Genomic DNA, 13,329 nt, shown 5'->3' with positions numbered 1-13,329 from the left:
CAAGGATGACTGGCCCATGAACACCCTCCTCCCCCTTGGCCTGGCGGCCGCCTTCACCCTGCTGAGCCTGCCCGGCCAGGCCGCCGAACCAGCCGCCAAGCCCGCCTGCGAGAACCTGCAGTGCATGGCCTGCCCGGCCCTGGCCGACCCGCAGCACTATGCCGAAGGGCGCATGAAGCTGATGCGCCAGATCGTTCCCGGCAAGGAGCGCTGGCTGTTCCGCTCGGTGGTCGATTTGACCAACGACTTCGGCATACCCGCGCCCATGCGCCCGGAGTTCGCCCGGCTGATGCAGGCCTTTCACAAGCAGGGCATCCAGGTGGCCATGGCCATCCAGCCGACCCGCGGCCTGATGCACCGCGACAAGCTGCAAGGCGACCAGCTGCACGGCTTCGACTACAACCGCGCCAGCGCCAACCTTGCTGCCTACCTGGGGCAACTGCGCCAGGCCGGCGCGGTGGTGGCGCCGATGATGCAGCTGGTGCAACAGCCACCCCGGGAGGAGTACTTCTTCCGCCGCGACCACCACTGGACCCCGGCCGGCGCCGAGGCCACGGCCAGGCTGATGGCCGAGGAAGTCCGCCGCCAGCCGTTCTATGCCGGGCTCGCCAAGAAGCAGTACCGCACCGAGCCAGGGGTGATGGTGCCCAAGGACGGCACCCTGAACCTGGCGATGAGCTATATCTGCGGCAACAACTACGGTTTCCAGTATGTGCGCGGCTACCAGACCATTCCCCAGGCCGCCAGCAGCGACGCACTGTTCGACGAAGCCCCCGACCCCGAGGTGATCCTGGTTGGCGACAGCAACGCCGCCGCCCGTGAAGACGAGAGCAAGCAGTTCAACTTCGACGGTTACCTCAAGCAGTACCTGGGCGTGGACATCCTCAACTACGCCCTGCCCGGCGTGGGCGAGGACGGCTCGTTGCTGGAGTACCTGCTGTCGGCCGACTACAAGGCCGAAGCGCCGCCCAAGCTGATCGTCTGGGAATTGCCGGCCAACTACCGGCTGGACTCGCCGCTGATGTACCGCCAGCTGGTGCCGGCGGTGCAAGGGGGCTGCAAGGCGTCGAAGGAAGTGCTGGGCTCGAAACTGCAGCGCCCGGCGCTGAAGGTGGGCGAGCGCATCGAGCTGCTGAGCAATGCCGGCAGCACGCGCCAGGCGCTGAGCGGTGCGCAGGGTTTCCTGGATATCCGCCTGAGCGACAAGAACGTGCGCGACTTCTACATCATCGTCTATTACGACAACGGCGCCCGCGACAAGGTGTGGTTGCGCCGTGAGGCGGCGGTGAGTGGCGGCCAGTACTACCTGGAGCTGAGCAAGGCGCCCGAGTTTGCCGGTGCCAACCTGTTGTCGGTGTTCCTTGAGCCGACCAAGGCGGGTACGGCGGCGACCGATGTGGAGACGCGCCTGTGTCTGTGATGGCCGCAATTGGGGCTGCTTTGCAGCCCATCGCTGGCAAGCCAGCTCCCACAGGGAGCAGGGTGTGCGCGGATACTGTGGGAGCTGGCTTGCCAGCGATGGGCCGCAAAGCGGCCCCGGGGATCTCGCTTCTGCTCATTTTTGTCCTTCTACCACTCCACACCCACGCCGCCCAGTCGATCTGGCCCCCCCGCGCTACCGCGCAAGCGGCCATGATCGCCGACTACCGCACCCTCGAATGCAGCAAGGCGCCGCCACCGCCCTACACCGGCAGCCTGCACCTGCAAAGCAAGTACGACCAGCGCGACGCCAGCAAGTCCACCCTGCGCGCCAGCCCCGACGCCGACAGCGAACGCATCGCCAAGCAGGTCAAGCAGTTCATCGGCGGGCTGATCCATGCCGGCAAGCGCTTCCAGAACGCCAAGAAGCCGCAGGACGCCAACATGGCCCTGGCCTGCCAGGACCAATGGCTGGAGCAATGGGCCAAGGCCGGCGCATTGCTCGACCCCGACGCCAGCAGTACCGGCATGGCCGCGCGCAAATGGGCGCTGGCGGCCATGGCCGGCGCCGTTCTGCTGACCCAGGCCGCAGCCGACGGCAAGGTGCAACTGACGCCCGCGCAACGGCACTGGTTCGGCCAGCTGGGCGAACAGGTGATCCGCGAGTACGACCCACGGCGCACGGCCACCGGCGTGTACTTCAACAACCACGATTACTGGGCCGCCTGGGCCGTGGCCGCCGCCGGCATGCTGGTGGGCCGCGACGACTTCATCCGGTGGGCCGACGGCAACCTGCGCCGTGGCCTGGCCCAGGCCGTGCCAGGCGCTGACGGCAGCTACGCCTACCTGCCGCTGGAGGTGGCCCGCGCCAAGCTGGCCGCCAACTACAGCCAGTACGCCCTGGTGCCGCTGGTGCTGCTCAGCGAGTCGGCCCGCAGCCATGGCCTGGCCTGGAGCCGTGCCGACCAGCAGACCCTCGACCAGTTGGCCAGCTTTGCCGCGCGCAGCGTGTTGGCGCCGGACACCCTGCCCGAGCTCAAGGGCCAGGGCCAGGCCGAGGTGGCGCCCTACAAGCTCGCCTGGCTGATCCCGTTCCTCGCCCGCGAGCCCGGCCACCGCCTGGCCCGCCAGCTGTATGACAGCGAGGACGGCGATGTGGACAACTACAGCCAGATCGGTGGCCCGCTGAAACCGGCCTACCCCAACCTGCCCTGAACAAGGATGCGTCCCATGGCACCGTTCACCCGTATATCCCTCAGCTGCCTGGCCGCCCTGCTGCTGGCCGCTGGCGCCCAGGCCGCCAACCAGGCACTGCCCGCCAACCCGGTGCTGGACACCCTGAGCCCACAGCAACATCAGGCACAGCTGACCCAGCTGCGCCAGCAGGCCCGCCAGGCGGTGAGCTTCGAACAGGCCCGCCACGCGCCGCCCGCCGGCCGCGCCAGCGTCAGCCTGCAACCGATGTTTTCCGCCCAGGCCGGCAGCTGGCCGTTCGAACCCTTCGTCAACAATGGCCTGTTCCGCGCCATCGCCGGCTACCAGGCGCACCACCCCCAGGCCGTGGTGCTGCGCGGTGGCAGCATCACCCTGGCGCAGCTGGAGGCGGCCCTGGGCGATGCGCGCATCCTCAAGCGCTACAAGGACGGTTACCTGCTCAGCTACCCGTTGATGATCGGCAACGATGCCGGGCTGCAGCTCGAAGGCACCAGCCTGTACCTGTACAGCTACTCCGGCACCGCGCTGATCAATCAGGGCTGGCTGGGGCTGAACCAGTCAACGCTGGAAAGCGTCGCCGGCGACAAGGCCGGCAACACCGACCGCGCCTGGCGGCCGTTCGTGGTGGCCTGGGCCGGCAGCCATACCCAGGTGATCGGCTCCACCCTCAACCGCCTGGGCTACAACGCCAACCTGTCCCGTGGCCTGACCACCGCCCTGAGCGCCCAGCAAGCTGCCGGCACCCGTCCGGCCACGCTGCTGATCGAGGGCAGCCGCTTCAGCGAGTTGTCCACGGCGGTGGAGCTGCAACACAGCCAGGCGACCATCGCCAACAGCCAGTTCGAACGCACCCAGCAGTACGCCATTGATGCCCGCGACAGCCAGCTCGACCTGCACGGCAACCAGCTGCGCGGCATCGACAACAACAGCGGCGTGCGCCTGCGCGGGCAGACCCGCGCGCTGATCGAAGACAACCTGATCCTCGGCGCCGCCAAGGCCGCCATCGAGGTCAGCGACCAGCGCGGCGCCGTGCTGGTGGCCGGCAACCGCATCGGCGCCAGCCGCGGCAATGGCATCCAGTTGCGCAACCTCGCGCCGACGCCGGCTACCCCCTTGCTGATCGACGACAACCTGCTGGCCAGCAGCCAGGGCAGCGCGGTGGATGCCAGCGAGGTCGGTGCCCTGGCGCTGGTCGGCAACCGCATCGGCAATACCCCCGAGTACGCCGTGAGCCTGCGCAATGCCACGCCGCTGCCGGGACCCCTGCTGATCAGCGGCAACCGCCTGGGGCAAGTGGGCAAGGCGGTGGTGCGGGTGGAAGGGATTCGCGACGTCGAGATCGGTGGCAACAGCTTCGACGGCAAGGCGTTGTTGCAGAACCTGCTGATCGGGGATCTGCTGCCATTGCAGGGGCAGGTGCTGGAGGCGACGGTGGCACAGGGGCGGATGGTGCGGGTGCGGCTTAACAACTAACGATTGTTGGGCTTGCACGCCCGTTGCAGGAGCGGCCTTGTGTCGCGAAAGGGCCGCAAAGCGGCCCCAGCAATCTATGCGTCGCCACTTGAATCCTGGGGCTGCTGCGCAGCCCTTTCGCGGCGCAAGGCCGCTCCTACAGATGGGTAGCGTCAGGCTACGGGCCGCTGCATCCGCACGAAACACTCATCCTCGCCCATCTCGACAAACCCCCGGCGCAGGTACAGCTGGCGCGCCGGGTTGCTGCGAAACACCATCAGCCGCAGCAGCGGCAGGCGCCGCTGCGCAGCCCAGCCGGCCAGTGTCTCCAGCACCCAACCACCCACGCCGCGCCCGCGATGCTCGGGCAGCAGGTGCAGCTCGCGGATAAACAGGGCCTGGCGGTCCTGGCTGAGGCTGCAAAAACCCAGCACCTTACTGTCTTCAACCACCCGCCATTGCTCGCGCCAGCCCCAGGCTTCGTCGAAGGCTTGCTCGATCCACAGCAGGTCGAATTCGCGGTAGTACGGCAGCATCGCCCGGCGCGTGAGGTCGCGGGCGAAGGTCAGGTCATTGTCGGTAGCGGCGATCAGTTCAAGGGGCATAGCACACCGGCGAACTCCCAGGCCCGCGCCGCTCCAGTTCGTCCTCCAGCCAGTCGGCGAGCACCCGGGCATTGTTGTGCTCGGTATCCTTGCCGGCGTACAGCAGGGTCAGCTCGCCCTTGCCCGCCAGGTCCAGCAGCGGGTACCAGTGCTCGGGGTGCGCGGCCAGTTCCTGCTGGTAACGCTGGGTGAATCCAGGGTAATCCAGCGTACCGGCGTGGAACGCCTTGCGCAGTTCGTCGGAAGGTGCCGCCTCACGCAGCCACTGACCGTGCAGGTCTTCCTTGCGTGTGTTGCGCGGCCATAGGCGATCGACCAGCACACGCTGGCCATCGCTGGCTTCAAAGGGGTCGTACACACGCTTGCAGCGGATCATTCTGGGCTCGCTTGGCAATTCGCCGATGCCTCCTAGACTAGAAGTTCCTTTGATCGAGGTCACTCCCGGGTAACAGATTGTTTCTAGGATGGGATACCTCGCCTCGTGCCGCAAAGCACCCCGGAGCTCCCATGACAACCCCCTCAATGGCCAGCCAGGACGCGCTGGTCAAGCTCGATTCCCGCCCGCAGCTGTCCCACCGCCCTGGCCGCGCCACCCTGGTACTGTTCTTCGGCCTGCTGCTGGCCGGCCTGGCCTATACCTTCTGGAGCCTCAAGCAAGACGTCAGCGCCAGTGGCACGGTGATCACCACGGTCACGCCGTTCCTGTTGCTGGGCCTGGCCTTGCTGATTGCCCTGGGCTTCGAATTCGTCAACGGTTTCCACGACACCGCCAACGCCGTAGCCACGGTGATCTACACCCATTCGCTGCCAGCGCCGGTGGCGGTGGTGTGGTCGGGGCTGTGCAATTTTCTCGGGGTGTTGCTGTCCAGCGGCGCGGTGGCCTTCGGCATCATCGCCCTGCTGCCGGTGGAGCTGATCCTGCAGGTGGGTTCGGGCGCCGGCTTCGCCATGGTCTTCGCCCTGCTGCTGGCGGCGATCATCTGGAACCTCGGCACCTGGTGGCTGGGCCTGCCGGCCTCGTCCTCGCACACGCTGATCGGCTCGATCATCGGGGTGGGCGTGGCCAACGCGCTGATGCATGGGCGCGACGGCACCAGCGGTGTGGACTGGGGCCAGGCGAGCAAAGTCGGTTATGCCCTGCTGTTTTCCCCGCTGATCGGTTTCGCCTGCGCCGCCCTGCTGCTGCTGGCATTGCGCGCGCTGGTCAAGCGTAAGGAGCTTTATCAGGCGCCCGAGGGCCAGACTCCACCACCCTGGTGGATCCGCGGTGTACTCATCCTAACCTGCACCGGCGTGTCGTTCGCCCATGGCTCCAACGACGGGCAGAAAGGCATGGGCCTGATCATGCTGATCCTGGTCGGCACCCTGCCGATGGCCTACGCGCTGAACAAGACCATGCCCAGCGAACAGGCCCTGCAGTTCTCGGCAGTGGCCGAGGTGACCCGCCAGGCCCTGGTGCGCAGCGCCCCGCAAGCGGCCCCGGCCGACCCACGGCACACCCTGACCGCCTTCATTAGCCAGCCCAAGCCCACCCCCGAACTGGTCCCGGCCCTGGCCGCGCTGACCGGCATGATCGGCGAAGAGGTCAAGGGCTATGGCTCGCTCAACCGCGTACCGGCCGAGGCCATGGCCAACGTGCGCAACGACATGTACCTGACCAGTGAAGCCATCCGCCTGATCGACAAGAACGCCCTGGTGGCGTTCGACGCCGACACTGCCCGCCATGTGCAACTGTTCAAGCGTCAACTGGACGACGCCACCCGCTACATCCCGCTGTGGGTCAAGGTGGCGGTGGCCATCGCCCTGGGCCTGGGCACCATGGTCGGCTGGCGGCGCATCGTGGTGACGGTGGGCGAAAAGATCGGCAAGACCCACCTGAGCTATGCCCAGGGGGCGTCGGCGGAGGTGGTGGCAATGTGCACCATTGGCGCGGCAGACATGTTCGGGCTGCCGGTGTCGACCACCCATGTGCTGAGTTCGGGGGTGGCCGGGACCATGGTGGCCAATGGGTCGGGGATCCAGAAACGTACGCTCATCAACCTGCTGATGGCCTGGGTGTTGACGCTACCTGCGGCGATGGTGTTGGCGGGGAGCCTTTACTGGGTTCTCAATCAGTTTCTCTAAAGGCGCCCCCCGATACGAGCCCGGAAGACTGCGCCCAAACGAGCCAACACTGAGCGTGACACCTAGCATTTCTATCAGTTGTCGGCGCATAGATTCAGGTATTAATTAACTGCTCACTCAATGAATCGAGGAGCAACAATATGGCTAAGCACAGCTACATCCAGTCCGGCTCGGCAAGGGGGCATTACACCTACGACGGCAAAGAAGAGGAATTCAACACCCAGAGCGCTGGTTTTTTTAACCCGAAGACCTTCACCTTCACGTTCAAGCCCGATGGCCTGTCAGCCGTAACGGTTTTCATCAGGTGGACAACCGATCCAAGCTCCGACCTACCCGAGACCTATCTTTTCAGATCACCCAATGATCCTGCGCTCGGTTTGAAAGCAGAAGCCCTTGTTGAAGGCGGAGGTCTACCTGAAGAAACCGAGTCAGGGCAAATCACTTTCAACACCTTTGCCGGAGGAGCAGCCCCACGTGTCAACGCTGATTTAGAGGATTTGAAGTTCACGTTCAACGGCAAAACCTTGAGCTTGCGCGACGTTCACATTCAAGCACCTTGATAACTTGACTGCAGATCAACCTGCCTGCCGCCTCACCGCACAGCAGGCTGGTTGATCTGGCTATCTACATTTCAACCAGGGATGAACAATCCCCGTTGCACCGCAGGCCGCTTCAGGAAGGCCGCCAGTACCCTCCCGACTTCGGAAAACTCATCGAACCCTACCAGTTCACGAGCGTTATACCGCTCCACCAGGTTGCGCACCCAGGGGAAGATGGCGATGTCGGCGATGCTGTATTCGTCGACCATCCACTCGCGGCCTTGCAGGTGCCGGTCCAGCACACCCAGCAAACGCCTGGACTCGTTGACGTAACGGTCGCGCGGGCGCTTGTCCTCGTAGTCCTTGCCGGCAAAGAAGTGGAAGAACCCCACCTGGCCGAACATCGGCCCGATGCCGCCCATCTGGAACATCAGCCACTGGATCGTCTGGTAGCGCTGGGCCGGGTCCTGGCTGAGCAATCGGCCGCTCTTTTCGGCCAGGTACTGCAGGATCGCGCCGGATTCGAACAACGGCAGCGGTTTGCCGCCGGGGCCGTTGGGGTCGAGGATCGCCGGGATCTTGTTGTTGGCCGAGAGGGAGATGAATTCGGGGCTGAGCTGGTCCTCGCTGTCGAAGCTGACCTTGTGCGCCTCATAGGGCAGGCCGATCTCTTCGAGCATGATCGACACCTTGACCCCGTTGGGCGTGGGCAGCGAATACAGTTGCAGGCGCTCGGGGTGCTGCGCCGGCCATTTGTGGGTAATGGGGAATGCAAAGAGATCGGTCATGTGCGTGCCTTGGATGGGGAGTGTGATCAATCTAGAGACCGTCGGGCGACCTGACCATCACCCAGTCACGGTGCCGCTCGTCGCCGCACGGGAAGATCGCCTCGCCGACCTTGCGAAAACCGTTGCGCTGGTAAAAGCGAATGGCTCGGGCGTTGCCTTCGTTGACGGTCAGGCGCACCGCGCCGCGGGTGTGCGCCAGGGTCGCGTCCAGCAGCAGTTGCGCCGCACCCTGGCCGTGCGCTTCAGGCAGCACGTAGCAGCGGGAGATTTCCACCAGGCGCTCGGCGGCGGCGATATCCAGCCGGCCCGGCGCCAGGTCGAGCATGCTGTAGCCCAGGGCATGGCCTGCCTGCTCGACGATCAGCAGCCGCTTGTGCGGGTGTTGCAGGTGCAGCTGGAAATGCTCGGGCTGCAGGTTGTGCGTGATGTAGTGCTGCAGCGCACCAGGCGCGCTGTCGGGTGGGCTGGCCAGGGCGAAGGTGGCCTGGCCGATGTGGCTCAGGGCCTCACAGTCATCGCTGCGGGCCGGGCGAATCTGGTAAGGCATGGCAACATCCTGTCGGGCAGCCGGATCATGCCCGACAATGCCAGCCCTGCCCGGTCACTGTCCACCGTGTGCCTGCTGCTTGAGCTTCGCGGTATCCACCCGCACGAACACCGAATCGGCGGTGACGGTCAGCACATCACCGGCCCAGACTTCGCAGATCACCCGGGTCTTGCGCCCTACCTCGCCTTCTACCCGCGCCTTGAGCAGCAGCTCGACGCCCATGGGTGTGGGCTTCAGGTACGTCAGGCCGAGCTGGCCGGTGACGCAGTCGATGCGCGGCAGGCTGCCGGGCTCGCGGCCTTCGGCGCGGTAGTGGTGGGCCATTGCGGTCCAGTTGGAGTGGCAGTCGACCAGCATCGCCAGCAGCCCGCCGTAAACCAGGCCGGGCCAGCCGATGAAGGTTTCGTCGGGAGAGTGCCGGCACAGCAGGTGGATGCCGTCCTCGCCCCAGTAGCTGTTCAGGTGCAGGCCACTGGGATGGCTGCAGCCACAGCCGAAACAGGTGCCTTCGGGGGCGGCGAGTTGCTGCAGGGAAGGGGCTTGCTCGTTCATACGCATCCTTTGCTTGTTGGTGTTGGGAAGGAAGCAGGCCTCGGATAGTAACGCCCGAGCAGACCTGGGCCAATGAAAAAGCCCATGACGGTGAGGCCATGGGCTTGCGTGCTAGCGAGCGAAGGTCAAGCGGTTTGCGCCTGCTCGGCCTTGGCCCGCCGCTGGGTGAGTGACACCAGCAGGATGAACAGGGTCACCCCGGCGGTCATCAGCGTCTCGTAGCGATAAGCGTCACTGAACAGCATGTAGCCCAGCACCATGACGATGGTGCCGATCACCAGCCAGGTGAGCCACGGGAACAGCCACATCTTCAGCTCCAGCGCCCGGCCTTCACGCTCGGCGCGGGCCCGCATGCGCAGCTGCGACACGGCGATCACCAGGTACACCAGCAGGGCGATGGCGCCGGTGGTGGACAGCAGGAAGCCGAACACCTTGCCGGGGAACACGTAGTTGACCAGGCAACCGGCAAAACCTGCCAGGGTGGAAAGGATGACCGCCACGGTCGGCACGCCGGCCCCGGAGATGCGCTTGGTCATGCTCAGCGCCTGGCCACGGGCGCCCAGGGAATAGAGCATGCGCGAGGCGGTGTACAGGCCCGAGTTCATGCAGCTGGTGACCGCCACCAGCACCACCAGGTCGACCAGCAACTTGGCCCCGGGCACGTTGAGCACCTCCAGCACGCGTTGGAACGAACCGACCGCCTTGAGCTGCGGGTCGTTCCAGGCCACCAGCGACACCACCAGGAAAATCGACGCCAGGTAGAAGATCGCGATGCGGTACACCACAAGGTTGGTGGCGCGGCGGATCTTGTCCTTCGGGTTGGCGGTCTCGTCGGCGGCGATGGTGACGATCTCGGCGCCGAAGAACGAGAAGATGGTGATCAGCACGCCACCGAGCACGGTGCCGAAGCCGTTGGGCATGAAGCCACCGTTGTCCCACAGGCGGCTGACGCCGGAAACCTCGGCCAGCGGCCAGAAGCCGAACACCGCCAGGCTGCAGACCACGATGAAGGCAATGATCGCCACCACTTTCACCAGCGCGAACCAGTACTCGAAGGCACCGAAGTTCTTCACGCTGACCAGGTTGGTGCCCGACAGCACGACCATGATCAGGAAGGCGAACAGCCAGGAGGGCACTCCAGGGAAGTAGGCGTGCAGGATGTCGGCGCCGGCGATGGCCTCGACCGGGATGATCAGCACCCAGAACCACCAGTACAGCCAGCCGATGGTAAAGCCGGCCCATGGGCCGATGGCTTCGCTGGCATAGGTGGAGAACGAACCGCTGTTGGGGTTGGCGATGGCCATTTCGCCGAGCATACGCATCACCAGCAGCACCAGCAGACCGGTCATGGCGTAGGAGATGAGAATGGCCGGGCCGGCGGTGGCGATGGCGTTGGAGGAGCCGATGAACAGCCCGGCGCCGATGATGCCGGCGATGGAAATCATCGACACCTGGCGGGAGGTCAGGCCGTGTTGCAGGGAACGCTGTTTCTTGTTGTTGGGCGATGCCATGGGGAACCCTCGAATGGGTCGGCCGTTGCAAGGACGGCTGAAAGTTGGAGCAGAATTCAGTAAGTCGCTGGTGCTCGTTGTTGTTCTTGTCAAACGCCGGTCGTGTTTTTGCCCTCCTCTTCACACCACCGGTTGTCATCATTGATTCAGGTCAGTATTAATTTATAGGAACGGGTCAACAAGCGACCTTTTCGAAGCACATCATTCTATTACGGAATGAATTCCTTCCTTTTTTGCCGGGTAGCACCTTCGCCATGTCCAGACGCCTGATGCCTTCCACCACCGCCCTGCAGTGCTTCGAGGCCGCCGCCCGCCACCTGAGCTTCACCCGTGCGGCGCAGGAGCTGCACCTGACCCAGAGCGCGGTCAGCAAGCAGGTGGCGCAGCTCGAGGACATGCTCGCCCACCCGCTGTTCCAGCGCATTCGCCGGCGCCTGCACCTCACCCCGGCGGGGGCGCTGTACCTGACCGAAGTGAACAAGATCCTCACCCAGATCGACATTTCCAGCCGCTACATCCTCAGCTACGGCGACGAGACCGAGGTGCTGCGCATCGCCACCCAGCCAACCTTCGGTGCGCGCTGGCTGGTCCCTCGGCTCAAGGGCTTCGGTGAGCGGCACCCACGCATCCACCTGGACATCCGTAACGAACTGGAGCCGTTCGACCTGGTGCAGGCCAAGGCCGACGTGGCTTTTTTCTTTGGCCAGGGCACCTGGCCGGGGGCGACCTGCATCGAGCTGTTCAGCGAAGCCGTGGTACCGGTGTGCGCGCCGGCGCTGCTGACCCGGCAGCGCATAGCCTGCGCCGAGGCACTGACCGAACACCGCCTGCTGCAATGCGCGTCGCGTCCGGAGGCCTGGCACGAATGGTTCCTGGGGCTTGGGCTGCACAGCCAGAACAGCTACCACGGGCCGCGCTTCGACACGTTCTACCTGTGCATTCGCGCCGCCATCGCCGGCTGCGGCGTCGCCCTGATCCCGCGCTACCTGGTGGCCGAGGAGCTGAGCGAGGGCAAGCTGGTGGTGGCCTGGGACCACCCGGTGGCCAGCAATGGCCGGCACTTCATGGCCCATGCCGAGCATGCGGCGGAGGTGCCCAAGGTACGGGCCTTCGTGCAGTGGATTCGCGAGCGGGTGGCTGAGGGAGATTGACGCTGCCTGTCATGGCCTCTTCGCGGGCAAGCCCGCGAAGAGGCCGGCAACAGCAGCACAAACTTCAGCAAGATCACGAATCCATGGAATGATCGCAATCCGATAATTCGTTTGCGGAATATATCCCCGACGCGTTTGCATAGTAAGTAATTCGAACAACAGGCCGCGTGCACATGAACCAGGAAAGTATCAGCCAGTCCATCGCCATCGTTCACCCGATTACACTTTCCCATGGCCGCAATGCCGAAGTCTGGGATACCGCCGGCAAACGTTATATCGACTTCGTTGGCGGCATTGGCGTACTCAACCTGGGCCATTGCAACCCGGCGGTGGTCGAGGCGATCCAGCTGCAGGCCACGCGCTTGACCCACTATGCATTCAACGCCGCCCCCCATGGCCCGTACCTGGAGCTGATGGAGCGCCTGCGCCAGTTCGTGCCGGTCGGCTACCCCTTGGCGGGCATGCTCACCAACAGCGGTGCGGAGGCTGCGGAAAACGCCCTCAAGGTAGCCCGTGGCGCCACCGGCAAGCGCGCCATCATTGCGTTTGACGGCGGCTTCCATGGCCGCACCCTGGCAACCCTCAACCTCAACGGCAAGGTCGCGCCCTACAAGCAGCGCGTGGGCGAACTGCCCGGCCCGGTCTACCACCTGCCCTACCCCAGTGCCGACACCGGGGTGACCTGCGAGCAGGCGCTCAAGGCCATGGAACGGCTGTTCAGCGTTGAGCTGGCGGTGGAGGACGTGGCGGCATTCATTTTCGAGCCGGTGCAGGGCGAAGGCGGCTTCCTCGCCCTGGACCCGGCGTTCGCCCAAGCGTTGCGGCGTTTCTGCGACGAGCACAGGATCCTGATCATCATCGACGAGATCCAGTCGGGCTTCGGCCGCACCGGGCAGCGCTTTGCCTTCCCGCGCCTTGGGATCGAACCGGACCTGCTGCTGCTGGCCAAGAGCATCGCCGGCGGCATGCCGCTGGGCGCGGTGGTCGGCCGGCGGGAAATCATCGATGCGCTACCCAAGGGCGGCTTGGGCGGCACCTACTCGGGCAACCCGATCGCCTGCGCAGCGGCGCTGGCGAGCCTGGCGCAGATGACCGACGCCAACCTCGCCACCTGGGGCGAACGCCAGGAACAGGCCATCGTCGCGCGCCATGCGCACTGGAAAGCTAAAGGCTTGTGCGCCTCGCTCGGGCGCCTGACCGGCACCGGCGCCATGCGCGGCATCGAACTGGTCAATGCCGACGGCAGCCCGGCGCCCGCGGTGCTGGCCAAGGTGCTGGAAGCGGCGCGCAACAAGGGGCTGCTGCTGATGCCCAGCGGCAAGGCGCGGCACATCATCCGCCTGCTGGCACCGCTGACCATCGAGCCGCATGTGCTCGAGGAAGGGCTGGATATCCTCGAGCAGTGCCTGGCGGAACTGGGCTAAGG

Annotated in this window: 13 protein-coding genes; 7 read left to right on the top strand and 6 right to left on the bottom strand. The window is 65.3% G+C overall.

Annotation, left to right across the window (positions count from 1 at the left end):
- The first annotated feature begins 16 nt into the window (after positions 1-16).
- The 3 genes from L6D77_RS17645 (at position 17) to L6D77_RS17635 (ending at position 4,107) form a co-directional block, all read left to right on the top strand.
- Entirely contained in the window at positions 17-1,420 is a 1,404-nt protein-coding gene (locus L6D77_RS17645) for an alginate O-acetyltransferase AlgX-related protein (RefSeq protein ID WP_232884836.1), read from the top strand.
- 98 nt (positions 1,421-1,518) lie between these two features.
- Positions 1,519-2,634 carry a polysaccharide lyase gene (locus L6D77_RS17640; protein WP_232884835.1) on the top strand — a complete coding sequence of 372 codons (1,116 nt, stop codon included), beginning with the start codon at positions 1,519-1,521 and terminating at the stop codon, positions 2,632-2,634.
- Positions 2,635-2,649: 15 nt separating this feature from the next.
- Positions 2,650-4,107, top strand: coding sequence for a right-handed parallel beta-helix repeat-containing protein (locus tag L6D77_RS17635; protein WP_232884834.1), 1,458 nt, complete (start codon positions 2,650-2,652; stop codon positions 4,105-4,107).
- 152 nt (positions 4,108-4,259) lie between these two features.
- Here the strand turns inward: L6D77_RS17635 and L6D77_RS17630 are convergent, their stop codons facing one another.
- Both L6D77_RS17630 and L6D77_RS17625 read right to left on the bottom strand, forming a co-directional pair.
- Positions 4,260-4,691 carry a GNAT family N-acetyltransferase gene (locus L6D77_RS17630; RefSeq protein ID WP_232884833.1) on the bottom strand — a complete coding sequence of 144 codons (432 nt, stop codon included), beginning with the start codon at positions 4,689-4,691 and terminating at the stop codon, positions 4,260-4,262.
- Complete coding sequence (locus L6D77_RS17625) at positions 4,681-5,067, bottom strand: DUF488 domain-containing protein (protein ID WP_232884832.1); 387 nt, start codon at positions 5,065-5,067, stop codon at positions 4,681-4,683. Before L6D77_RS17625 ends, L6D77_RS17630 begins: the two co-directional genes overlap by 11 nt.
- Before the next feature lie 131 nt (positions 5,068-5,198).
- Between L6D77_RS17625 and L6D77_RS17620 the strand changes: the two genes are divergently transcribed.
- Together L6D77_RS17620 and L6D77_RS17615 are read left to right on the top strand one after the other, a co-directional pair.
- Positions 5,199-6,815, top strand: coding sequence for an inorganic phosphate transporter (locus L6D77_RS17620; protein ID WP_232884831.1), 1,617 nt, complete (start codon positions 5,199-5,201; stop codon positions 6,813-6,815).
- Between the two features lie 140 nt (positions 6,816-6,955).
- On the top strand, positions 6,956-7,375 hold the full coding sequence (locus L6D77_RS17615) for a hypothetical protein (protein WP_232884830.1): 420 nt from the start codon (positions 6,956-6,958) through the stop codon (positions 7,373-7,375).
- A 71-nt stretch (positions 7,376-7,446) separates the two neighbouring features.
- On the opposite strand, the gene L6D77_RS17610 is transcribed toward L6D77_RS17615, so the two are convergent.
- The 4 genes from L6D77_RS17610 to L6D77_RS17595 all read right to left on the bottom strand — a co-directional run bounded on the left by L6D77_RS17610 (position 7,447) and on the right by L6D77_RS17595 (position 10,752).
- A complete protein-coding gene (locus L6D77_RS17610; protein ID WP_232884829.1) occupies positions 7,447-8,142 on the bottom strand; it encodes a glutathione S-transferase N-terminal domain-containing protein in 696 nt (231 codons plus the stop codon).
- 31 nt (positions 8,143-8,173) lie between these two features.
- Entirely contained in the window at positions 8,174-8,689 is a 516-nt protein-coding gene (locus L6D77_RS17605) for a GNAT family N-acetyltransferase (protein WP_232884828.1), read from the bottom strand.
- 54 nt (positions 8,690-8,743) lie between these two features.
- Complete coding sequence (locus tag L6D77_RS17600; RefSeq protein WP_232884827.1) at positions 8,744-9,241, bottom strand: PaaI family thioesterase; 498 nt, start codon at positions 9,239-9,241, stop codon at positions 8,744-8,746.
- A gap of 125 nt (positions 9,242-9,366) precedes the next feature.
- Positions 9,367-10,752, bottom strand: a complete 1,386-nt coding sequence (locus L6D77_RS17595) for an amino acid permease (protein WP_232884826.1) — start codon at positions 10,750-10,752, stop codon at positions 9,367-9,369.
- Positions 10,753-11,006: 254 nt separating this feature from the next.
- Between L6D77_RS17595 and gcvA the strand changes: the two genes are divergently transcribed.
- Both gcvA and L6D77_RS17585 read left to right on the top strand, forming a co-directional pair.
- Positions 11,007-11,903: a transcriptional regulator GcvA gene (gene gcvA, locus L6D77_RS17590; RefSeq protein ID WP_232884825.1), complete on the top strand. Its 897-nt coding sequence runs from the start codon at positions 11,007-11,009 to the stop codon at positions 11,901-11,903.
- Between the two features lie 173 nt (positions 11,904-12,076).
- Positions 12,077-13,327 carry a 2-aminoadipate transaminase gene (locus L6D77_RS17585; RefSeq protein WP_232884824.1) on the top strand — a complete coding sequence of 417 codons (1,251 nt, stop codon included), beginning with the start codon at positions 12,077-12,079 and terminating at the stop codon, positions 13,325-13,327.
- The last annotated feature ends 2 nt before the right edge of the window (positions 13,328-13,329 follow it).

This window comes from Pseudomonas parasichuanensis, from assembly GCF_021601385.1.
Lineage (GTDB): Bacteria > Pseudomonadota > Gammaproteobacteria > Pseudomonadales > Pseudomonadaceae > Aquipseudomonas > Aquipseudomonas parasichuanensis.
Note: the sequence above shows the minus strand (reverse complement) of the source record. Positions and strands in the feature narration are given on the sequence as shown.

Excerpts from the sequence above, each read along its gene's own strand:
- L6D77_RS17600 (WP_232884827.1), bottom strand. The coding sequence starts at position 9,241 with ATGAACGAGCAAGCCCCTTCCCTGCAGCAACTCGCCGCCCCCGAAGGC.
- L6D77_RS17645 (WP_232884836.1), top strand. The coding sequence starts at position 17 with ATGAACACCCTCCTCCCCCTTGGCCTGGCGGCCGCCTTCACCCTGCTG.
- L6D77_RS17630 (WP_232884833.1), bottom strand. The coding sequence starts at position 4,691 with ATGCCCCTTGAACTGATCGCCGCTACCGACAATGACCTGACCTTCGCC.
- L6D77_RS17585 (WP_232884824.1), top strand. The coding sequence starts at position 12,077 with ATGAACCAGGAAAGTATCAGCCAGTCCATCGCCATCGTTCACCCGATT.
- L6D77_RS17595 (WP_232884826.1), bottom strand. The coding sequence starts at position 10,752 with ATGGCATCGCCCAACAACAAGAAACAGCGTTCCCTGCAACACGGCCTG.
- gcvA (WP_232884825.1), top strand. The coding sequence starts at position 11,007 with ATGTCCAGACGCCTGATGCCTTCCACCACCGCCCTGCAGTGCTTCGAG.
- L6D77_RS17615 (WP_232884830.1), top strand. The coding sequence starts at position 6,956 with ATGGCTAAGCACAGCTACATCCAGTCCGGCTCGGCAAGGGGGCATTAC.
- L6D77_RS17625 (WP_232884832.1), bottom strand. The coding sequence starts at position 5,067 with ATGATCCGCTGCAAGCGTGTGTACGACCCCTTTGAAGCCAGCGATGGC.
- L6D77_RS17620 (WP_232884831.1), top strand. The coding sequence starts at position 5,199 with ATGACAACCCCCTCAATGGCCAGCCAGGACGCGCTGGTCAAGCTCGAT.
- L6D77_RS17605 (WP_232884828.1), bottom strand. The coding sequence starts at position 8,689 with ATGCCTTACCAGATTCGCCCGGCCCGCAGCGATGACTGTGAGGCCCTG.
- L6D77_RS17610 (WP_232884829.1), bottom strand. The coding sequence starts at position 8,142 with ATGACCGATCTCTTTGCATTCCCCATTACCCACAAATGGCCGGCGCAG.
- L6D77_RS17640 (WP_232884835.1), top strand. The coding sequence starts at position 1,519 with ATGGGCCGCAAAGCGGCCCCGGGGATCTCGCTTCTGCTCATTTTTGTC.
- L6D77_RS17635 (WP_232884834.1), top strand. The coding sequence starts at position 2,650 with ATGGCACCGTTCACCCGTATATCCCTCAGCTGCCTGGCCGCCCTGCTG.